The following is a 19,173-nucleotide window of genomic DNA, read 5'->3' on the forward strand; positions in this document are numbered from 1 at the left end:
GAGCCCATGTGTGAGGTCGACCCGTCGATCTCGGTTCCTGTACCCAATTCATTGCGGAGCAACGAATGGCCCTTGCCATCCGCGACGTGCGCGAGCACGACCTGGATGCCGTGCTGGCGCTCAACAACGCCGCCGGTCGCTCCATCCTCGCCCTCGACGCCACACGGCTGCGCTATTTCTACGAGCACGCCGAGTATTTCCGCGTGGCCGAGATCGACGGTCACCTGGCCGGATTCCTGATCGCGCTGCGCGAAGGCGGCGACTACGAAAGTCCCAATTACCGCTGGTTCGCCAAACACTATCCGCAATTCGTCTACATCGACCGCATCGTGATCGCGAACGCCTATCATCGCCATGGCCTGGGACGGATCTTCTACTGCGATGTGCACAGCTACGCCGAGGTACGCGTACCACTGCTCACCTGCGAGGTATTCCTGGAGCCGCGTGACGACGTGGTGGTGCTGTTCCATGGCACCTACGGCTTCCAGGAAGTCGGCCAGCAGCGCATGGGCGAACATGGTCCGCAGGTGAGCCTGCTTGCCAGGGACTTGCCCAGCTACGCCTATGTACGCGAGACCTACCTGGAGCACGGCGGCCTGCCCGACGTGCCTTGGCTGGCCGAGCGCAGCCGCCCTTTCCTGCATGACACCACCCCGCGCCGCCTCGCTGGAGAGCGGCGCCCATGAATGCAAAGATGGATACAAACGACGTTTGCGATCTGCGCTTCGGCCAGGTCGGCATTGCCTGCGTACGCGTGCGCCGGGTCGACGCCGCCGCGCTGTGTGATGAACTGGAACGCCGAGTGCGCGCCGCACCACAGATGTTTTCCCGCGCCGCCGTCGTACTGGATCTGAGCCACCTGCTCAACCTGCCGGACGACGGCAGCGTCGATGCCATGCTTGAAGCCGTGCGCAGCGCGGGCATGTTGCCGGTGGGCCTGGCCTATGGCACCAGTGAAACCGAGGCGTTGGCCAAGCGCATGGGGTTGCCGCTGATCGCGAAGTTCCGCGCCGCCTATGAACCAACCAGCGGCAGCCCGGTCGCTGTCGAACCTGCCACGCGTGCCGAGCCAGCCGCACCGGTTCAGCGCGAGCCGATCCTGTCCGCACCGGCACCCGGCAGCCTGCAAAGTGCACAGCACCATGCAGGCTCGGTACGTTCGGGTCAGCAGATCTACGCGCGCGATCGCGACCTGATCGTCACCGGTGCCATCGCCAACGGCGCCGAAGTGATCGCCGACGGCAACATCCATGTCTACGGCGGCCTGCGTGGTCGCGCGATGGCCGGTGCACAGGGTGACGAGAAGGCACGCATCTTCGTTTCCGACTTCCGCGCCGAACTGGTGGCGATCGCCGGTCACTATCGCGTATTTGAACAAATTCCTGACGACCTCGAAGGCCAGTCCGTGCAATGCTGGCTGGAAGGCGAAAAATTGCTGATCGCCAAGCTGTGATCACCTACAACAAGAACGACACGGAGATGGGCCCTTGACTGCTGAGATTATCGTTGTCACTTCCGGCAAAGGCGGCGTCGGCAAGACGACGACCAGCGCATCACTTGCCACCGGCCTGGCAATGGCCGGCAAGAAAGTCGCCGTGATCGATTTCGACGTCGGCCTGCGCAATCTCGATCTGATCATGGGCTGCGAACGGCGCGTCGTATACGACTTCGTCAACGTCGTGCATGGCGAGGCGACGCTGAAGCAGTCGCTGATCAAGGACAAGCGCCACGACAACCTCTATGTGCTGGCCGCCAGCCAGACCCGCGACAAGGACGCGCTGACCCAGGAAGGCGTCGAGAAAGTGCTCGACGGCCTGTCCGAAGACGGCTTCGACTACGTCGTATGCGACTCGCCGGCCGGCATCGAGAAAGGTGCGCATCTGGCGATGTACTTCGCCGACCACGCCGTCGTGGTGGTCAACCCGGAAGTGTCCTCGGTGCGCGATTCGGATCGCATCCTCGGCCTGCTCGCCAGCAAGACCCGGCGTGCCGAGCGCGGCGAAGGCCCGGTCACACAGCACCTGCTGCTGACCCGTTACAACCCGGCCCGCGTCGCCATCGGTGAAATGCTCAGCGTCAAGGACGTCGAGGAAATCCTCGGCATCGAAGTGGTCGGTGTGATCCCCGAATCGGAAAACGTGCTGACCGCCTCCAACAACGGCATCCCGGTCATCGTCGATGTAAATTCACATGCCGGTCAGGCCTATAGCGACACCGTGGCCCGCATCCTCGGCGAAGAGCGCCCGCTGCGCTTCATCGACGTGCCCAAGAAGGGCTTTCTCCAGCGCGTGTTCGGAGGTTGATCACGATGGGCATTCTTGATTTCCTGAAGCGCAAGCCGGAAGCAACCGCGACCGTGGCCAGGGAACGCCTGCGCATCATCGTGGCGCAGGAACGGTCCAACCGCGGCGCACCGGACTACCTGCCGATGATGCGCAACGAGCTGCTCGAGGTGATCAAGAAATACGTCCACGTCGATCTCGATGCAATCAACATCAATTTCGAACGCGACAGCGGGCACGAAGTGCTGGAGCTCTCGGTGACGCTGCCTGATGGCAAGGCCGCTGCCAAGACGGCTTGAGTCTCCGGCGCTGATTGCAGCCATTCCGCCGGGTGATCGGGCATCGCCCGGCACTGCTCTTCCGCTTCATCGACCTGCGCTGTCCGCGCACGCGTATGCACCCCGAAACCAGCGTCCATTCTGAACCGAGCGATCCAGCCGGCACCGTCATGCGCATGGGCCAGATCGGCTTCGATGCGGCAACAACCCTGCTCGCCCGCCATGGCCTCCAACTGCAGCGCGTGGCGCCTGGCGAGCCGATTCCCGGCAGCTACTGGGGTGACGAGGAAGCCGGCATCATCGGCAATACCGTGCATGCCCGCGCCGACACACCGGTGCATTCGCTTCTGCACGAAGCCTGCCACCTGATCGTATTGCCGGCGGAAAGACGCCTGGACGTCCATACCGACGCCACCGATTCGATCGAGGAAGAGGATGCCACCTGCTATCTGCAGATCGTGCTGGCCGACGAACTGCCCGGCGTGGGACGTGTGCGCCTGATGGCCGACATGGATGCCTGGGGTTATTCGTTCCGGCTCGGCTCGACCCGCGCCTGGTTCGAGCAGGATGCGGGCGAGGCAAGGGAGTTCCTGAGGGCACGTGGCCTGATCTGAAGCCATGTCGCCCGGCCGCCACGGCCAGCTCAGCGGCGCGAGACATGCGGATCGTCCGGCACATACCAGCGCCAGGGTTTGTCCACCGCGCGGGTGATACCGATGCGCGCAGTGACCATGGGAGCGTCCGGTGGCGGCACGCCGTCGTCGACAATGCTGAAACCCCCGCTGCCGTCGACCAGATCAATGCCGTCCTGCGTGCCGTTGATGCCTATCGCCTGACACAACCGCGCCGGGCCGCGGCACAGATCGCGGTCGCTGCGGCAGGATGGTCGCGCGGCGCGCATCATCTCGAGTCCGCTGAGCGGCGCCAGCGCCCGCAGCAATACGGCAACACCCTCGCCTGCTTCTCCACATACGGGATTGCTGCACCAGTGCATGCCGTAGGTGAAATACACATAGAGCAGGCCCGGTGCGCCGAACATCGTCGCATTGCGCGCAGTCTGGCCACGCCAGGAATGCGCTGCCGGATCCTGTGCCCCGTTATACGCTTCGGTCTCCACGATGCGTCCGCTGCGACCGTCCGCGTTGACCAGGACCTTGTTCAGCAGCGCCACCGCAACGACGCGTGGATCGCGCTGATAGAACGCCCGACCAAGCGTGTCGCGCCGATCACGCATGTGCAAACAGCCGTGCACTGCCCGCATCCCATGCGTTCGGCGGCAGCAGGATCGACGAGCGATCGTGCATTTTCCGAAAAGCCTGCGCGCGCTCGTTTTGCATTCGTCTATCCATTGACATGGTCCAGCCATCGCCATTCACGGAGTCCGCAGGTTACGCCGCCCGCACACTCTGTGCAGCATGCCAAGCGGTTCACAACGGCAACCGGTGTGGCACTGGCCTCGCGTATCGCCGCAGCCTAGAGTTCCTCCCAGGCACCCCCGGATGGATCGCAGTGGAGGGCACCATGGTCAACCGCAGGCTTGTGCTGCTGTTCGACGGCACCTGGAACAAACCCGAGTCACATACCAACGTCGAGCGCCTGCGTCGACTCATCGCGCCATGCGACGCCAACGGCATCGAGCAGCTCGTCGAATACATTCCCGGTGTCGGCGTGAAGCCAGGGCTGACCCATCTGCTCGGCGGCGCCTTCGGTTACGGCCTGTCCAACAATGTAATCGACGGTTATCGGTGGTTGTGCGCCACCTGGCAAACGGGCGACGAGCTCTACCTGTTCGGCTTCAGCCGTGGTGCCTACACCGCACGCAGCCTCGGCGGCCTGATCCGCAAATGCGGCCTGCTCAAATGCGGCACCGACGGCAGGGTGAGCAGCACCGATATTTCCGCCGCCTACGACTTCTACCGCGACACCGCCAGCAAGCCCGACGATGCAGTCGCGGTGGCCTTCCGGGCCAGCCACTCGATCGAGATCGGGATCCACTTCATCGGCGTATGGGATACGGTCGGCTCGCTCGGCATACCGGACACCGCTTCATGGTTCCCGTTTGCCCGCTCGCGCTACCAATTCCACGACACCGAACTCAGCAAGATCGTCAAGTACGCCTACCAGGCGCTGGCGCTGGATGAGCACCGTGCCGACTTTGCGCCGGCGGTATGGACACGCAATCCGGGCACGGTGAAATCCGGCGAAACCCTGACCTCGAAGAAGATCGAACAGATCGATGTCGAACAACGCTGGTTCATCGGTGCACATGCCGACGTTGGCGGCGGCAACGACCGCGATGGCGCCGGGCACAAGCCCGATCTGCTGCCCGATCTATCGCTTGCCTGGCTGCAACGCAAGGCGATCGATGCGGGGTTGGCTTGCCGTGAAATCCTGCTTCCTTCAGCCGATGCAGGCAGCGGCGTACCACGTGATTCCTACGCGGAATTCATGAGCGGTCTCTACAAGGAGTTCAAGCCACCATTCGACCGTGTGCTTGGTACCGGCGTCAACGAAAAGGTGGATCCCTCGGTATGGGAACGCTGGCTGGCCGATGCGGGCTATCGATCGCCTTCGCTGGCCCAGGCGTTGACCCGCGCGATCGTGCTGATGTCGGTCGAGGCCGTGGTTGTGCAGGATACCCCTCCCAGCGGCGGCCCATCAGGAACGTCTGCCTAGTCGCATGCCTGCTTCGACCAGCTCCGGCATATCAATCTCAGCGCGGCTCGGCAATCTCCGCCTGCAGTCCATCCACCTGATCGATAGCCGCCCGCGCTTGATCCAGGGCACGTCGTGCGATCGCATGGTACCAGCTCCATGCCAGTGCACCGATCACGGTCAGCGCCGAAGCGCCCAGCGCGAGTTGCAGCATGCTGGCCGACAGCAGTGGCGACAGCATCCCGGCGACGAAGCTGCATAGCAGCAGACTGGCAAAAGCCTGCGCCGAGGAAATGCCGCCGCGCTGTTGCGGGAACCGATCCAGCAACAACAGCGTCAAGGTGGGGAACGCCAGCTGCACACCGATGCCGTGCAGAATCAGCGGCAGCATCGACCATGGCAGCCGCGGCGCCGGAAATGCCAGCGCCAGCAGCAGATGCAGTGCACAGGCCAGCAGCATCACCGCATAACCCAGATTCACCGTGAACCCGGCACTGCGCCGCTCAGCCATCCGCCCGGACAACCACGCGCCACCGATCAGGCCGATCACCACCGGTACGAACAGCCACGGAAAACCTGCCGCCGACAGATGCAGCAGTCCGCGCACGATCCGCGGTGCCGAGGCGATGTACAGGAACAGTCCGGCAAAGTTGACCGAGCTGGAAATCAGCAACGGCCAGAATGGACGGTCACGGCCGAATGACAGATAGCTGGCCAGCAGCGGCCTCGGCGCAAACGACGTGCGTCGTGCCGGCGGATGGCTTTCCGCCAGAAGCAGGGCAAGCGCCAGCGCCAGCAGCGTGGTGAATCCGGCCAACAGCCAGAAGATGCCGTGCCAGCCACCGAGTGGCAGCAACAGCGCACCAACCATCGGTGCGATCACCGGCGCCACCCCGAAAATCATCATCACCTGCGACATCAGCCGCTGCGCAGCAGCGCCCTCAAGCGTGTCGCGGATCACCGCACGCCCCACCACCAGGCCCGCACCGGCGCACACGCCCTGCAGGCCGCGGCAGGCGAGCAGCATCGCAAACGAAGTCGACATCGCAGCGCCCACTGAAGCGAGCGCATACACCAGCATGCCGGTGACCATGACCGGCTTGCGCCCGATCGCATCGGAGATCGCGCCGTGGAACAGGCTCATCGCCGCATAGGTGACCAGATACACGCTGAGCAACTGCTGCAGTGCGGTGTCGTCCACCGCGAAACGCGCGCCGATCAGCGGAAACGACGGGAACACCGCGTCGATCGAGAACGGTCCGATCATCGACAGCCCGGCAAGCAGCCAGGGCAGGCTGCGATGCACGGTACGGTGGGTTGGGTTCATGGCGGGACATGCGCGTCGATGGAACCCGGCATTATAGGGGCGCCGCTGCCAGCTGCCGCGCTTGACGACAAGGCCGTCGGATCGACTAGGATGGCCACTCGGGAGATGGCATGCCTCCCGTTTCGCGGAGGCTTTCGGCATCCCGGAACAAACCACCTCTCGCCATGCGTTGAGGTTGATGATGCCTGCTCCACCGGCTTCCGGCGGCGCAGGCGTGCCTGCCTCCGCGGCAACCGGACACTATCACGGTCAGGAGACGCGCTCGTGGGCTTTACCGGATTTGCAGCTGTTGGCATCGGCGGCGTTTTGGGCTGCTGGTTGCGCTGGGGGTTGGGCGTGATGCTCAACCCGTTATTTCCCACCCTCCCGCTGGGCACGCTGGCGGCCAATCTGGCCGGCGGCCTGATGATGGGTTGCGTGATGGGCCTGTTCGATCATTTCCAGACACTGTCGCCGGAACTGCGACTGTTCGTCTTCACCGGCTTTCTGGGTGGCCTGACCACGTTCTCCACCTTCTCGGCCGAATCCACCACGCTGCTGCTGCGCCAGCAGTACCTGTGGTTCAGTGGCCACGTGCTGGCGCATGTGGTCGGCTCGCTGGCGATGACCGTGCTCGGCATCACCCTCACCCGCAGCCTGCTGCGTCATTGATCCGGAGAGCCCGCATGATTCAGGAAACCGTGCAACAGGGCGTGCACCTGACCTTTTATTGCCATCTGCGCGCGAAGCACGACGGCATGCTGCTGTCCGAATGGCTGCTGGAACAGGCCAGGGAACACGGTCTCGGCGGCGGCTCGGTATTCCGCGCGATCGCCGGGTTCGGTCGGCACGGCGTGCTGCATGAGGAACAGTTCTTCGAGCTGGCCGACGACCTGCCGATCAAGATCGAGTTCCTGCTCCGTGAGGATCAGGCCGAGCTGCTGCTGCAACTGGTGCGTACAGCCGACGTCGACGCGACGTATGCATGCTGGCCGGCAAGCTTTGCCATGCTCAGCAAGCATTGAGCACCACCGGATTCACCCACTGCGAGGCAAGGCATGGGCCAGGATGACTTGAAAGACCGCGCCAGCGAACTGCTCGAACAGGCCGGCATCCGTATCGACGGCGATGCGCCGACCGATCTTCATGTCCGCGACGAACGCCTGTATGCGCGTGTGTTCGCGCACGGTTCGCTGGGTCTGGGCGAAGCCTACATCGATGGCTGGTGGGATGCCGATGATCTGCCTGGCCTGTGCACCCGGCTGCTCACCGCCGGGCTGGACCAGGAACTGAAGACCCTCGATACCATGCTCGCCCATCTCAAGGCGCGCTTCATCAACCTGCAGCGCGGCGAGCGCGCGTTCGAGATCGGCAAGGTGCATTACGACCTCGGCAACGACCTGTTCCAGGCCATGCTTGGCAAGCGGCTGGTGTATTCCTGCGGCTACTGGGCGAAGGCCGGCAATCTCGACGAGGCGCAGGCGGCCAAGCTCGACCTGGTCTGCCGCAAGTTGCAGTTGCAGACCGGCCAGCGCGTGCTGGACATCGGCTGCGGCTGGGGCGAGGCGCTGAAGTATGCCGCCGAGCACTACGGCGTCGAGGGTGTCGGCATCACCGTGTCACAGGAGCAGGCCGACTATGCGCGCGAACTGTGCACTGGACTGCCGATCGAGATCCGGCTGCAGGATTACCACGACATCAACGAGCGCTTCGACGCGGTGTATTCGATCGGCATGTTCGAACATGTCGGCGGCAAGAACTATCGTGCGTACTTCGAAACGGTAAATCGCTGCCTGAAGGACGGCGGCCTCTCGGTGCTGCATTGCATCGGCAGCAATGGTGCGCCTGCGCAAACCGATGCGTGGATCGACAAGTACATCTTTCCGAACTCGATGATTCCCGCTGCCAGCCAGCTCGCTGCTGCCATCGAAGACCTGTTTGTAGTCGAGGACTGGCACAACTTCGGTGCCGACTACGACCGCACGCTGATGGCATGGCGCGCCAATTTCGATGCCGCATGGCCAACCCTGTCGACCAGTTACGACGAACGCTTTAGGCGCATGTGGCACTACTACCTGTCCGTTTCCACCGCAGTCTTTCGCAGCCGCCGCGATCAGTTGTGGCAACTTGTGCTGAGCCCGCATGGCGTACCTGGCGGTTATCGCGCGCCGCGCTGACGTCGCGCATCACCTTCAGGATGTCGCCATGGCAGAGACCCTTCGATCTTCACGCGATGTCATCCTCCGTACCGATACGCGGGACGAAGCGATCAAGTTTTACGGCAGCGTGCGTGGCCTGCCGATCACCCACCACAGCGAGACGCTGACGGGTTTCGGGACAGGCCCCTTTTGCCTTTATGTCGAACGAGGCCACGCACATGGGCCGGTGTTCGACTTTCTCGCAGCGGACATCCAAGTCACCAGGCAGCAATTGCCCGGAGCCGGCAGCGCGGTTGTCGAAGAGGATGCCTCGGTACCGCGTTGTTACATGCGCGACCCGTATGGCCTCGTGTTCAATCTTGGCCAGGCGCATGCTGCGGAATGACCTCGGCGTCGTACCGCTACGTACCCGACGCCATGTCTGGAGGTGCCGTCAATGGTGGGGCCCGTTATCCCAATTCATCGGCATGCTGTTCCCGCCGCTGACCGCACGGAACCTCCTCGTGCATCGAGGGATTGAATCCACCCGACGCTTGCCGCAACACTGTCCGGCATGAAGCCAACCTCGCTTGTCCGCCTGCTTGTATGCGTCGCCCTGCTGCTTCCTGTTGCAACCATCGCCAACCCGGCACTGTGGGTCGTGCGCAATGCACACACCACCATCTACCTGTTCGGCACGGTGCACCTGCTGCCCGATGACACCCACTGGCATTACCCGGCGCTGGACAAGGCCCTCGCCGACAGCGACTCGCTGACGATCGAGCTGACCGACGACGATAGTGCAACCATGCAGTCGCTGGTGTTGCAGTACGGCCTGGATCCGACTCATCCGTTGTCGGACCAGCTCAGCGCCAGCGAAAACGCTGCCTTATTGCAGGCTGCCCAGACCGCGGGCGTTCCCGGTGGCATGCAGACCCTGCAGATCATGCGGCCATGGCTGGCTGGACTGACGCTGGCAGTGGAACCGCTGATCAAGGCCGGACTGGATCCCGCACATGGCGTGGACAAGCTCCTCAAGGCGCAGATGCTGCAGGCCGGCAAGCCGGTGAACGGCATGGAGACTTCCGAGCAGCAGATCCGCATGTTGGCCGATTTGCCGACGGACGTGCAACTGGATTTCCTGCGCTCAACCTTGCGCGACATCGACAAGGGTCCGGCCGAACTCACCAGACTGATCAGCGCATGGAAGGACGGCGATACAGACAGCATCGCGCGCATCGAAAATGACGAGGTGCGCCAGCAGGCGCCTGCGCTGTATCAACGTCTGCTGGTACAGCGCAACCAGGCCTGGGCCGGCAAGATCGCCGCGATGCTGCAACAGCCTGGCACGGTGTTCATCGCCGTCGGCGCCGCACACCTGGCCGGGCCGGACAGCGTGCAGGTGCAGTTGCACAAGCTGGGCGTCGAAGCAGCGCGCCAATAATCCGCGCCGCCGCCTTTCGTAGGGGCGCACCGTGTGCGCTCCTACAAGAATTCGATGCTTTCTGGCACCATCGTCCGGCTATCCGCGCTCTGCGCGCTACCAGATTGATGCAACTCCATGAACCTGCAAGCCAATTACGAACAGATCCCGCTCAAGGAATACGCCGAGCGGGCCTATCTCGACTACTCGATGTACGTGGTGCTGGACCGCGCCCTGCCGTTCGTCGGCGACGGCCTGAAGCCGGTGCAGCGGCGCATCATCTACGCGATGAGCGAGCTGGGCCTGGCCGCCACCGCCAAGCCGAAGAAATCCGCGCGCACCATCGGCGACGTGATCGGCAAGTTCCATCCGCACGGCGACAGCTCCTGTTACGAAGCGATGGTGCTGATGGCGCAGCCGTTCTCGTACCGCTACCCGCTGGTCGATGGCCAGGGCAACTTCGGCTCGCCGGACGACCCGAAGAGCTTCGCCGCGATGCGCTACACCGAGAGCAAGCTCAGCCCGATCGCAGAGGCGCTGCTCGGCGAACTCGGCCAGGGCACGGTCGACTGGGTGCCGAACTTCGACGGCACCATGGACGAACCGAGCTGGCTGCCGGCGCGTGTGCCGCACGTGCTGCTGAATGGTTCGATGGGCATCGCGGTGGGCATGGCGACCGATATCCCGCCGCACAACCTGCGCGAGCTGGCCAGCGCCTGCATCCGCCTGCTGGAGGATCCGGACGCCACCGTGGCCGACCTGTTCGAGCATGTGCGCGGCCCGGATTATCCGACCGAGGCGGAGATCATCACCCCGCGCGCAGACCTGCTGGCGATGTACCAGAGCGGCGGTGGTTCGGTGCGCGCCCGCGCGGTGTACCAGCGTGAGGAAGGCAACATCGTGATCACCGCGCTGCCGCATCAGGTCAGCCCGTCGAAGATCCTCGAGCAGATCGCCGCGCAGATGCGCGCGAAGAAACTGCCGATGATCGAGGACCTGCGCGACGAGTCCGATCACGAGAACCCGATCCGCCTGGTCATCGTGCCGCGCTCGAACCGCGTCGATGCCGAGGAGACGATGCAGCACCTGTTTGCGACGACGGATCTGGAAAAGAGCTTCCGCGTCAACCTCAACATGATCGGCCTCGACGGCCGGCCGGCGGTGAAGGATCTCAAGCGGATCCTGACCGAATGGCTGGCGTTCCGCACCAGCACGGTCACCCGGCGACTGGAGCACCGGCTGGCCAAGGTCGAGCGTCGCCTGCACCTGCTCGAAGCATTGCGCATCGCCTACCTCAACCTCGACGAGGTGATCCGCATCGTGCGCAGCGAAGACGAGCCCAAGCCCGTCCTGATCGCCCGCTTCAAGCTGTCTGAGGAACAGGCCGATTACATCCTCGAAACCCGCCTGCGCCAGCTGGCGCGGCTGGAAGAGATGAAGATCAACGCCGAGCGCGACCAGCTCGAAGAGGAGCGCGCGAAGATCAGCGTGCTGCTGAAATCGCCGGCCAAACTGAAGAGCCTGATCAAGGACGAGCTGCGCGCCGATGCTGCCAAGTTCGGCGACGACCGCCGCTCGCCGCTGGTGCAACGCGAAGCGGCACAGGCACTGGACGAAAGCGCCCTGGTGGTCAGCGAACCGGTCACCGTGGTGCTGAGCCAGAAGGGCTGGGCGCGTGCCGCGAAGGGCCACGATATCGACGCCGAAGGCCTGAATTACCGTGAAGGCGACGGGCTACTCGCGGTGGTCAAGGCACGTACTACCCAGCAGGTGGCGTTCATCGATTCCACCGGCCGCAGCTATTCCACCCCGGCGCACACCCTGCCCTCGGCGCGTGGCAACGGCGAGCCGCTGACCGGACGTTTCAGCCCGGCGGCGGGCGCCAGTTTCGATGCGGTGATCGCCGGCGACAACGACACCCGGCTAATCCTCGCCACCGATTTCGGCTACGGCTTCGTCACCCGCTTCGAGGCGCTCACAGGCCGCAACAAGGCCGGCAAGCAGATCATCAGCCTCAGCGACGGCGCGCATATCCTTGCGCCGCAGGTAAGCGCCGACCCGGCGCGCGACCGCATCGTGGTGGTCACCACCGAAGGCCATCTGCTGATGTTCTCGGTCGCCGAATTGCCGGAACTGGACAAGGGCAAGGGCAACAAGCTGATCGAGGTGCCGAAGGCGAAACTCGCCAACGGCGACGAACGCGTCGCCGGCATCGCCGTGGTCAGCGAGGGCAAGGGCGAAGTCACCCTGTACGCCGGTCAGCGTAAACTCACCCTGAAATGGTCAGACTTGGTCGAGTATGGCGGCAACCGCGCCACCCGTGGCGGTCTGTTACCACGCGGCCTGCGCCGGGTGGAGCGGATCGAAACGACGGCCTGACCAGTGGACGGCAGGAACTTCCTGCCGCCGTATGTTTCAAATAGGGATGTGCACGCCAGCCCAGCATCGTGCGTTGAACACGTCATATCTCCGGAGCACGTATGAACATGAAACGTCTGATCACTGCCTTGGCAGGCGCCCTGCTGGTCGGTTCGGTGTGGGCGCAGACGGCCACCAAGCCGCTGAACCTGAAGCTGCCGCCCAGCGACATACCTGCCTCCAGCTCGACCGCCGCCCAGCCCGCAAGCTCCAGCTCGACTGCAGCAGCCAAGCCGGCACCGGGTGTGTATTACGGCGACACCAGTGGCCGCATGAGCGACAGCCGAACCGCCGATGCACCCGCCTGCGATGATTCCAAGTACAACGATGCCCAGATGCATGGCAGCGTAGGCATGGGCGTGGTTGGCGGCAATCACGTGAGTGGCAGCTACCAGACCGGCGAGGTCAGCGTCACCAAGGCGCTCGGCGATTGCGAGCATCCCAGCGGCGGCATCGGCTTCTCGGTCAGCGTCGGCCAAGGCAACTTCCATGGTGGTCACGGCTTCTGATCTCACGCGCGACGTCACGCTGGGATGTCGATCTGGACGCAGAGTCAACTTGGGCGGCTGCTGGTAATGCGGGGAAACGGTCGATGCACGGCGAGTACAAGATGCCCGGCGGCAAGCTGGTGGTGATCGACCTCGATCTGCACGACGACCGCCTCGCCAATGTGCAGCTGAGCGGCGACTTCTTCCTTGAGCCGGACAGTGCCCTGCAGACGATCCATGCCGCGCTGATTGGCCAGCCCGCGGATGCCGATGAAGCCACGCTGGCCTCCGTACTGCATGATGCCCTTTCATCCGAGGTGATGATGTACGGCGTATCGCCGGAGGCGATCGCCGTCGCCGTGCGCCGCGCCCTGCACCGGAGTCCCGAGGCATGATGCGCACCGATTGGCGCGACCACGATTGGCAACTGATCCACACCATTCCGCAATCGCCCACACTGCACATGGCGCTGGACGATGTACTTACCCACGAAGTCGGCGCCGGTCGTCGCGCGCCGACATTGCGCATCTGGGAATGGGCTGCGCCGGCGGTGGTGATCGGCCGCTTCCAGTCGTTGCGCAACGAAGTCGACACGGCAGCAGCACAGCGCCACGGCATCGAGGTGGTGCGGCGGGTCAGCGGTGGCGGCGCGATGTTCATCGAGCCGGGCAACACGATCACCTATTCGATCTATGCACCGCTGTCGCTGATCAAGGACATGTCGTTTCAGCAAGCCTATGCATTCATGGACGCGTGGGTGATCGAGGCGCTAGGCGAACTGGGCATCAAGGCGTGGTATCAGCCGCTCAACGACATCACTTCCGCGGGCGGCAAGATCGCCGGTGCCGCGCAGGCGCATCGCGGTGGCGCGGTGCTGCACCACGTGACGATGGCCTACGACATCAACGCCGCGAAGATGCTGGAGGTGCTGCGCATCGGTCGCGAAAAGCTGTCCGACAAGGGCACCACCAGCGCCGCCAAGCGGGTCGACCCGCTGCGCAGCCAGACGGGTCTGCCGCGCGAGGCAGTGATCGCCCGGATGATCGCCACGTTCCGTCGTCTGCGCGGTCTAGGCGATGACAGCTTGCTCGCGAGCGAGCTGGCCGATGCCGAGAGCCTGGCGCAAGGCAAGTTCGCCAGCGCGGCATGGTTGGCCGATGTGCCGTAGCCCATAATCAAAAGCACTAAAGCCGCGTATACGACCACGACTGCATGTGGCCGTCGCGATACGGCATCACGCCATGGAACGGACGCGGATCGGCATCGAACACCAGCGGCAGGAAGTGGCGGTCGCCTTCCCACATCGGCAACTCCATCAGCTTGTCGCGCGGCACCCATTCCAGCGTGCCTTCGGCATTGGCCGTCAGCGGCGTCCCCGTGTAGCGGTCGATCACGAAGATGAAGCCGAGCCAGTCCTCGCCCTGCTTGCCGAAACCGGGCCAGTTCAGCGTGCCGCGCAACTGCATCGACTCGCAGGTGATGCCCGCCTCCTCCAGGATCTCGCGTCGCATGCACGCGGCAATGTCCTCGCCCGGCTCCATCTTGCCGCCAAGACCGTTGTACTTGCCCAGATGCTGGTCGTCCGCGCGTGCGTTGCGGTGGATCATCAGTACTTCGCTGCGATCGGGCGACAGCACGTAGCCGAGCGTGGCCGTGATCGGGGTGTACGGCATGGAGGCAGTCCGCGAGAAAAAGCAAAGTTTAACGGCAGTCGCCGATCCAAGCGGATTCGCAGTCTGAATACTGGCTGCTGCCGGACTTGCGCAGGCACGGCTGGGCGGCGACCATCGACAGATGCGTGCCCATACCCCTGCACCCCATCGTCGTCTCCCAGACTACCGGCCCTTACGCTGGCTGCTGGCACTGGCGTTGTTGACCAGCATGCCAGGCTGCACACCTGCGGCAAAGGCACTGGACAGTGGTGAGTTGGCGTTCGAGGGCCAGAACTACCACATCGTGCACCTGGATCTGAAACGTGAGCAGCTGAGCCTGCATTGGCGCGACCCGCAGAGCACCGAGCCGTTCGGCAGCATCGAGACATTGCGCCTGTGGGGCGAGGCACGCGGTCAGCACCTGTTGTTTGCCACCAACGCCGGGATCTACGACAAGCAGTTCGCGCCGCTCGGCCTGTACGTGGAAAACGGCAAGACCCTGGTGCCGCTGAACTTGTCGCACGGCAATCCCGCCTCCGGCAATTTCTCGCTGCTGCCGAACGGCGTGTTCGCGGTGTATCCGGACGGTCATGCCGCGATACGCACCAGCGCCGCGTTCAAGGCCGATGGCAAACCCGTGCAGTGGGCCACCCAGTCCGGACCGATGCTGCTGATCGACGGCAAGCTCAATGATCAGTTCGTCGATGACTCTGCCAGCCTGAAATGGCGCAGCGGCGTGTGCGTGAAAACCACCAGCGAAGTGATCTTCGCCGTGAGCGAGGCCCCGGTGAATTTCCATACCTTCGGACGACTGTTCCGCGACCAGCTGGGCTGCCGTGATGCCTTGTACCTGGATGGCAGCATCTCGCAGCTGTATGTCGACGGCGAGGGTTACGCCGGCGCACCGGCCTTCATGGTCAAACCCTACGCCGGCATCTTCGCCGTGTTCGCCAAGCCATGACCACGCGCTCCAGGTCGGCTGGCCGCTGGCGCATGCTGCGCGGCATTCTTCTCGCGCTGCTTGCCTTGCTGCTGATCGCGTTCGCAGCCGGCTGGTGGCTGCTTGCCGGCAGCCGTGCCCGGCTCGATGGCAAGTACACACTGCGAGGCCTCAGCGCCAGCGTCAGCATCAGCCGCGATGCGCTGGGCACGGTCACCATCGAGGGGAAGAACCGCAGCGACATCAGCTACGCGCTCGGTTACATACATGCGCAGGAGCGCTACTTCGCGATGGATCTGATGCGCCGTGTGGCCGCCGGCGAGTTGTCCGCGCTGGTCGGGCCGGCTGCGCTCAAGCTCGACCTGAACCATCGTCGCCATCGGCTGCGCGCGGTCGTTGAAGCAGCCTATGCCCAACTGCCTGCAGCGCAGAAGCTTGAGCTCGATCGCTATCGCGACGGCGTCAACGCCGGTCTCACCGACCTGCGCGTGCGGCCATGGGAATACCTGCTGCTCGGCAGCAAGCCGCAGCCGTGGCGATCGGAAGACACCTCACTGGTGATCGCTGCGATGTATCTGGATCTCAACGGCGATGGTCGCAACGAGCGCGAACTGCATATCGCCCAGATGCGCGCAGTGCTGCCTGGGCCGCTGGTGGATTTACTGCTGGCACCCGATCCCGACTGGGAGGCACCGCTGAGTGGGGCCTTGTCGCCGGCACCGGTGATTCCTGCCGCCGATGTGTTCGACTTGCGCCAATCCGCACCAGTCGGATCATCCGCCAGCCTGGCCGCTGCACTGGCACCGGCGCTCGATGCGCCACGCCCCGGCAGCAACAACTTCGCGGTCGCCGGCACACTCACCGGTACCGGTGCGGGGCTACTCGCCAACGACATGCACCTGGGCCTGCGCGTGCCGAACATCTGGTTCCGCACGCGCTTGCGCTACCCCGACCCCAGTGCGCCGAACGGCTTGCGCGACGTCAACGGCGTCAGCCTGCCCGGCACACCAGCCGTCGTTGTCGGCTCCAACGGCCAGATCGCCTGGGGTTTCACCAACAGTTATGGCGACTGGCTGGACTGGGTGCGGGTGCTGCGCGATCCGGCCGATCCTGGCCGCTACAAGGTGCCGGAAGGCTGGGCACGCATCGAGAGCCATGAGGAACACATCCAGGTCAAGGGCAAGCCGGACACCGTCCTCAAGGTCGAGGACACCCGCTGGGGGCCGATCATGGGTACGGACGCCGACGGTACGCCGCTGGCATTGGCCTGGATCGCCGCGCAGCCGCGCGGCTACAACCTCGAATTGATGCAGCTGGAGCGCATGCCTGACGTGGCCAGCACCCTTAACCTCGCGCCGCAGCTGGGCATGCCGCCGCAAAACCTGCTGGTCGCCGACAGTGCCGGACATATCGGCTGGACGCTGGCCGGCAACAGCATTCCGCTGCGTAACGGCTTCGACCCGCAGCTGCCGTCCGACTGGTCACAGCCGGGCAGTGGCTGGCAAGGCTGGGCCAGTCCCGCGCAGTATCCGCGCGTCGAGAATCCCACCGACGGTCGCCTGTGGACGGCCAACAACCGCACAGTGGATGGTGATGCATTGGCCCTGCTTGGTGATGGTGGCCATGACCTCGGCGCACGCGCGCAGCAGATCCGCGACGATCTGCACGCGCGCGCTGGCTTCACCCCCGCCGACCTGCTCGATATCCAGCTGGATAACCGCGCCGTGCTGCTGGCCCGCTGGCAGCAACTGTTGCTGCAGACCCTGGCCGATACCCGGGATCCAGCCTTGCAGCAACTGCGGCAGCTCAGCACGAACTGGCAAGGCCGCGCTGCCGTCGACAGCGTCGACTACCGGCTGGTACGCGCATTCCGCAGCAAGGTCAGCGAGGCCGTGCTGGCACCGTTCGTCACACAGGTGAAGCAGCGCTACAGCGACTTCAGCTGGCCCGGCGAGAACAGTGCCGAAGCGGCCGTGTGGGCGCTGATCCAGACCCGACCGGCGCAGCTGCTCGACCCGAAATATCATGACTGGCAAGCCTTGCTTGTCGATGCTGCGCACCAGGTGGTCAGCGAACTCGGCCAGCAGCCCGGTGGTCTCGCGGCACGCACATGGGGCGAGCACAATCCTGGCGAGATCAATCATCCGCTGTCAGCGGCGCTGCCCCGCTGGCTTGGCCGTTTCATCGACATGCCCGACCAGCCACTGCCCGGTGACAACAACATGCCACGCGTCGCCGCCCCCGGCTTCGGTGCATCCGAACGATTCGACGTGTCACCCGGCCATGAGGCCCAGGGCATCCTGGAAATGCCCGGCGGACAGAGCGACAACCCGCTGTCGCCCTATTTCGGAGCGGGACACGAAGACTGGGTCAAGGGTCGTCCTACACCGTTATTGCCGGGATCGGCGCAGCACACCTTGACGCTGGAACCAGCCGCTGGCTGAGCCAGGTGCTGGCAAGATCCGCCGCCGGATCATCCTCAGCTCACGCACGACCCTTCCATGCCACGAACGTCAGGAATTCATCGTCACGCGCACCGGCAACCGGCCACATCAAACGGAGGCGCATCGACCATGGTAACCGTGTCGGTTCCGGCCCATCGGGTGACTTCCCCATCTGCATGCGCAGGCTGCCCAGGTACATGGATCTCCTGACGGCCGTGCGCCGCTTCGTCTCGATGTTCTCGAAACCGGAAGCCCTCAACATGTCGAGCAGCCCGGCCTGACTGAAAAGCAGCAGATGCCGCGGTGTTTCCAGACCACGCCAGTTCCTGCCCCAATGCCGCGCCCCACGGCTTTGGATGTTCGGTGTATCGACAAAGACCACGCCGCCGGGTTTCAACAGGCGATGGACGGCGTGGAGGAAGCGTTTGGGTTCATGCAGATGTTCCAGCACATGACTCAGTGTGATCGCGTCGAAGCAGGCGGATTCGCTGGCGAACAGATCGACAGAACCCACCCTGGCCTCGAGGCCACGCCGTGTCGCGACCGCAATCGCTTTGGGATCGGTATCGATCCCTGTCACGCTCCAGCCTGCGTCACGGGCATTGACCAGAAAGTCGCCGTTGCCGCAGCCGATATCCAGCAGCCGCTGACCCGGTCGCGGCTTGGGCAGATAGCGAAACTCCGCATCACGCTTCTGTCGGCGCACCGGCAAAGCCTTCGCCAGCCACACGCCAAGCCCGCTTGCAGGCTGTCGCCGCGTGCCATAGCGGGAATTCAGATAACCGTTCGTCAATGCCAGCTTCAGGCGCCGAACGATGCCTGGCTTGCGTGAATCACCACGTGGATTCTCGGCGACATGGGTGTAATAGATCCCATAGGCCTTGCCGATGCCCGCCTCGTTCGGCCGTGGGTCAAGATAGGCGCTGTGGCAGCGCGTGCATCGATAAAGATTCCAGCGCCCCGGGGCCACGAAGAATACGTTGTCGACCAGATTGTCGTGAAGCAGCTCGCGTCCGCTGCCATCGCATACCGGGCACGCCTGCACCTGTTCGAGTTCGTCGGTTGGCCAAGGAGCATCCCACGCCGGCGCGGCTGCTCCGTTTTCGATGGTTTCCGGCATGTCCTGATCCGTGCCTCCAGCCCAGGCAG

At 64.2% G+C, this 19,173-nt stretch carries 22 protein-coding genes and 1 riboswitch; of the genes, 17 read left to right on the forward strand and 5 right to left on the reverse strand.

Going from position 1 to position 19,173, the window contains the following annotated elements:
• Nucleotides 1–65 precede the first annotated feature (65 nt).
• The 5 genes from B0E51_RS09755 (at nucleotide 66) to B0E51_RS09775 (ending at nucleotide 3,174) form a co-directional block, all read left to right on the forward strand.
• The gene (locus B0E51_RS09755; protein WP_077444680.1) at nucleotides 66–686 is read left to right on the forward strand and encodes a GNAT family N-acetyltransferase; all 621 of its coding nucleotides are present in this window, start codon (nucleotides 66–68) and stop codon (nucleotides 684–686) included.
• On the forward strand, nucleotides 683–1,453 hold the full coding sequence (gene minC / locus B0E51_RS09760) for a septum site-determining protein MinC (RefSeq protein WP_077444681.1): 771 nt from the start codon (nucleotides 683–685) through the stop codon (nucleotides 1,451–1,453). Before B0E51_RS09755 ends, minC begins: the two co-directional genes overlap by 4 nt.
• A 34-nt stretch (nucleotides 1,454–1,487) precedes the next feature.
• The gene (gene minD / locus B0E51_RS09765; RefSeq protein WP_077444682.1) at nucleotides 1,488–2,303 is read left to right on the forward strand and encodes a septum site-determining protein MinD; all 816 of its coding nucleotides are present in this window, start codon (nucleotides 1,488–1,490) and stop codon (nucleotides 2,301–2,303) included.
• A 5-nt stretch (nucleotides 2,304–2,308) separates the two neighbouring features.
• Nucleotides 2,309–2,581, forward strand: coding sequence for a cell division topological specificity factor MinE (gene minE / locus B0E51_RS09770; protein ID WP_077444683.1), 273 nt, complete (start codon nucleotides 2,309–2,311; stop codon nucleotides 2,579–2,581).
• A gap of 95 nt (nucleotides 2,582–2,676) precedes the next feature.
• Nucleotides 2,677–3,174 (forward strand): hypothetical protein, encoded by a 498-nt coding sequence (locus B0E51_RS09775; RefSeq protein ID WP_077444748.1) that lies wholly within the window; start codon nucleotides 2,677–2,679, stop codon nucleotides 3,172–3,174.
• A 29-nt stretch (nucleotides 3,175–3,203) separates the two neighbouring features.
• Here B0E51_RS09775 and B0E51_RS09780 read toward each other — a convergent pair whose 3' ends face one another.
• A complete protein-coding gene (locus B0E51_RS09780; RefSeq protein ID WP_077444684.1) occupies nucleotides 3,204–3,794 on the reverse strand; it encodes a DNA-3-methyladenine glycosylase in 591 nt (196 codons plus the stop codon).
• The gene (locus tag B0E51_RS19205) at nucleotides 3,787–3,897 is read right to left on the reverse strand and encodes an isocitrate lyase/phosphoenolpyruvate mutase family protein (RefSeq protein WP_254424482.1); all 111 of its coding nucleotides are present in this window, start codon (nucleotides 3,895–3,897) and stop codon (nucleotides 3,787–3,789) included. The genes B0E51_RS09780 and B0E51_RS19205 overlap by 8 nt, the downstream gene beginning before the upstream one ends.
• 184 nt (nucleotides 3,898–4,081) lie before the next feature.
• Here B0E51_RS19205 and B0E51_RS09785 point away from each other — a divergent pair, with 184 nt between their 5' ends.
• On the forward strand, nucleotides 4,082–5,236 hold the full coding sequence (locus B0E51_RS09785; protein WP_077444685.1) for a DUF2235 domain-containing protein: 1,155 nt from the start codon (nucleotides 4,082–4,084) through the stop codon (nucleotides 5,234–5,236).
• A 37-nt stretch (nucleotides 5,237–5,273) separates the two neighbouring features.
• Here B0E51_RS09785 and B0E51_RS09790 read toward each other — a convergent pair whose 3' ends face one another.
• Nucleotides 5,274–6,542, reverse strand: a complete 1,269-nt coding sequence (locus B0E51_RS09790) for a multidrug effflux MFS transporter (RefSeq protein ID WP_077444686.1) — start codon at nucleotides 6,540–6,542, stop codon at nucleotides 5,274–5,276.
• A 92-nt stretch (nucleotides 6,543–6,634) separates the two neighbouring features.
• Nucleotides 6,635–6,737, forward strand: a riboswitch (Fluoride riboswitch).
• Nucleotides 6,738–6,806: 69 nt separating this feature from the next.
• On the opposite strand from B0E51_RS09790, the gene crcB reads away from it, so the two are divergent.
• The 9 genes from crcB to B0E51_RS09835 all read left to right on the forward strand — a co-directional run bounded on the left by crcB (nucleotide 6,807) and on the right by B0E51_RS09835 (nucleotide 14,156).
• Nucleotides 6,807–7,193, forward strand: a complete 387-nt coding sequence (gene crcB / locus B0E51_RS09795; RefSeq protein WP_077444687.1) for a fluoride efflux transporter CrcB — start codon at nucleotides 6,807–6,809, stop codon at nucleotides 7,191–7,193.
• A 14-nt stretch (nucleotides 7,194–7,207) separates the two neighbouring features.
• Nucleotides 7,208–7,546, forward strand: coding sequence for a DUF190 domain-containing protein (locus B0E51_RS09800; RefSeq protein WP_077444688.1), 339 nt, complete (start codon nucleotides 7,208–7,210; stop codon nucleotides 7,544–7,546).
• Nucleotides 7,547–7,579: 33 nt separating this feature from the next.
• The gene (gene cfa, locus B0E51_RS09805) at nucleotides 7,580–8,698 is read left to right on the forward strand and encodes a cyclopropane fatty acyl phospholipid synthase (protein WP_077444689.1); all 1,119 of its coding nucleotides are present in this window, start codon (nucleotides 7,580–7,582) and stop codon (nucleotides 8,696–8,698) included.
• A 28-nt stretch (nucleotides 8,699–8,726) separates the two neighbouring features.
• The gene (locus B0E51_RS09810) at nucleotides 8,727–9,065 is read left to right on the forward strand and encodes a VOC family protein (protein ID WP_143525866.1); all 339 of its coding nucleotides are present in this window, start codon (nucleotides 8,727–8,729) and stop codon (nucleotides 9,063–9,065) included.
• Between the two features lie 168 nt (nucleotides 9,066–9,233).
• On the forward strand, nucleotides 9,234–10,103 hold the full coding sequence (locus B0E51_RS09815) for a TraB/GumN family protein (protein ID WP_143525867.1): 870 nt from the start codon (nucleotides 9,234–9,236) through the stop codon (nucleotides 10,101–10,103).
• Nucleotides 10,104–10,220: 117 nt separating this feature from the next.
• On the forward strand, nucleotides 10,221–12,461 hold the full coding sequence (parC, locus tag B0E51_RS09820) for a DNA topoisomerase IV subunit A (protein ID WP_077444691.1): 2,241 nt from the start codon (nucleotides 10,221–10,223) through the stop codon (nucleotides 12,459–12,461).
• A 107-nt stretch (nucleotides 12,462–12,568) separates the two neighbouring features.
• A complete protein-coding gene (locus tag B0E51_RS09825; RefSeq protein WP_343124665.1) occupies nucleotides 12,569–13,009 on the forward strand; it encodes a hypothetical protein in 441 nt (146 codons plus the stop codon).
• An 83-nt stretch (nucleotides 13,010–13,092) separates the two neighbouring features.
• Nucleotides 13,093–13,383 carry a biotin--protein ligase gene (locus B0E51_RS09830; RefSeq protein WP_077444693.1) on the forward strand — a complete coding sequence of 97 codons (291 nt, stop codon included), beginning with the start codon at nucleotides 13,093–13,095 and terminating at the stop codon, nucleotides 13,381–13,383.
• Complete coding sequence (locus tag B0E51_RS09835; protein ID WP_077444694.1) at nucleotides 13,380–14,156, forward strand: biotin/lipoate A/B protein ligase family protein; 777 nt, start codon at nucleotides 13,380–13,382, stop codon at nucleotides 14,154–14,156. The genes B0E51_RS09830 and B0E51_RS09835 overlap by 4 nt, the downstream gene beginning before the upstream one ends.
• A 16-nt stretch (nucleotides 14,157–14,172) precedes the next feature.
• On the opposite strand, the gene B0E51_RS09840 is transcribed toward B0E51_RS09835, so the two are convergent.
• Nucleotides 14,173–14,661, reverse strand: coding sequence for an 8-oxo-dGTP diphosphatase (locus tag B0E51_RS09840; protein WP_077444695.1), 489 nt, complete (start codon nucleotides 14,659–14,661; stop codon nucleotides 14,173–14,175).
• Nucleotides 14,662–14,869: 208 nt separating this feature from the next.
• Here B0E51_RS09840 and B0E51_RS09845 point away from each other — a divergent pair, with 208 nt between their 5' ends.
• Both B0E51_RS09845 and B0E51_RS09850 read left to right on the forward strand, forming a co-directional pair.
• Nucleotides 14,870–15,601: a phosphodiester glycosidase family protein gene (locus B0E51_RS09845; RefSeq protein WP_254424489.1), complete on the forward strand. Its 732-nt coding sequence runs from the start codon at nucleotides 14,870–14,872 to the stop codon at nucleotides 15,599–15,601.
• Nucleotides 15,598–18,024, forward strand: coding sequence for a penicillin acylase family protein (locus tag B0E51_RS09850; RefSeq protein WP_077444697.1), 2,427 nt, complete (start codon nucleotides 15,598–15,600; stop codon nucleotides 18,022–18,024). Before B0E51_RS09845 ends, B0E51_RS09850 begins: the two co-directional genes overlap by 4 nt.
• A 40-nt stretch (nucleotides 18,025–18,064) precedes the next feature.
• Here the strand turns inward: B0E51_RS09850 and B0E51_RS09855 are convergent, their stop codons facing one another.
• On the reverse strand, nucleotides 18,065–19,144 hold the full coding sequence (locus tag B0E51_RS09855) for a class I SAM-dependent methyltransferase (protein ID WP_168172615.1): 1,080 nt from the start codon (nucleotides 19,142–19,144) through the stop codon (nucleotides 18,065–18,067).
• Nucleotides 19,145–19,173: the final 29 nt, after the last annotated feature.

Source organism: Rhodanobacter sp. C05 (genome assembly GCF_002001165.1).
Lineage (GTDB): Bacteria > Pseudomonadota > Gammaproteobacteria > Xanthomonadales > Rhodanobacteraceae > Rhodanobacter.

Coding starts and splice junctions, on each gene's coding strand:
- parC (WP_077444691.1), top strand. CDS start 10,221: ATGAACCTGCAAGCCAATTACGAACAGATCCCGCTCAAGGAATACGCC.
- B0E51_RS09755 (WP_077444680.1), top strand. CDS start 66: ATGGCCCTTGCCATCCGCGACGTGCGCGAGCACGACCTGGATGCCGTG.
- minE (WP_077444683.1), top strand. CDS start 2,309: ATGGGCATTCTTGATTTCCTGAAGCGCAAGCCGGAAGCAACCGCGACC.
- B0E51_RS09835 (WP_077444694.1), top strand. CDS start 13,380: ATGATGCGCACCGATTGGCGCGACCACGATTGGCAACTGATCCACACC.
- B0E51_RS09825 (WP_343124665.1), top strand. CDS start 12,569: ATGAAACGTCTGATCACTGCCTTGGCAGGCGCCCTGCTGGTCGGTTCG.
- B0E51_RS09850 (WP_077444697.1), top strand. CDS start 15,598: ATGACCACGCGCTCCAGGTCGGCTGGCCGCTGGCGCATGCTGCGCGGC.
- B0E51_RS09840 (WP_077444695.1), bottom strand. CDS start 14,661: ATGCCGTACACCCCGATCACGGCCACGCTCGGCTACGTGCTGTCGCCC.
- cfa (WP_077444689.1), top strand. CDS start 7,580: ATGGGCCAGGATGACTTGAAAGACCGCGCCAGCGAACTGCTCGAACAG.
- B0E51_RS09790 (WP_077444686.1), bottom strand. CDS start 6,542: ATGAACCCAACCCACCGTACCGTGCATCGCAGCCTGCCCTGGCTGCTT.
- B0E51_RS09830 (WP_077444693.1), top strand. CDS start 13,093: ATGCACGGCGAGTACAAGATGCCCGGCGGCAAGCTGGTGGTGATCGAC.
- B0E51_RS09855 (WP_168172615.1), bottom strand. CDS start 19,144: ATGCCGGAAACCATCGAAAACGGAGCAGCCGCGCCGGCGTGGGATGCT.
- B0E51_RS09845 (WP_254424489.1), top strand. CDS start 14,870: ATGCCAGGCTGCACACCTGCGGCAAAGGCACTGGACAGTGGTGAGTTG.
- B0E51_RS09815 (WP_143525867.1), top strand. CDS start 9,234: ATGAAGCCAACCTCGCTTGTCCGCCTGCTTGTATGCGTCGCCCTGCTG.
- B0E51_RS09810 (WP_143525866.1), top strand. CDS start 8,727: ATGGCAGAGACCCTTCGATCTTCACGCGATGTCATCCTCCGTACCGAT.
- B0E51_RS09775 (WP_077444748.1), top strand. CDS start 2,677: ATGCACCCCGAAACCAGCGTCCATTCTGAACCGAGCGATCCAGCCGGC.
- B0E51_RS09800 (WP_077444688.1), top strand. CDS start 7,208: ATGATTCAGGAAACCGTGCAACAGGGCGTGCACCTGACCTTTTATTGC.
- B0E51_RS09785 (WP_077444685.1), top strand. CDS start 4,082: ATGGTCAACCGCAGGCTTGTGCTGCTGTTCGACGGCACCTGGAACAAA.
- B0E51_RS19205 (WP_254424482.1), bottom strand. CDS start 3,897: ATGCAAAACGAGCGCGCGCAGGCTTTTCGGAAAATGCACGATCGCTCG.
- B0E51_RS09780 (WP_077444684.1), bottom strand. CDS start 3,794: ATGCGTGATCGGCGCGACACGCTTGGTCGGGCGTTCTATCAGCGCGAT.
- minC (WP_077444681.1), top strand. CDS start 683: ATGAATGCAAAGATGGATACAAACGACGTTTGCGATCTGCGCTTCGGC.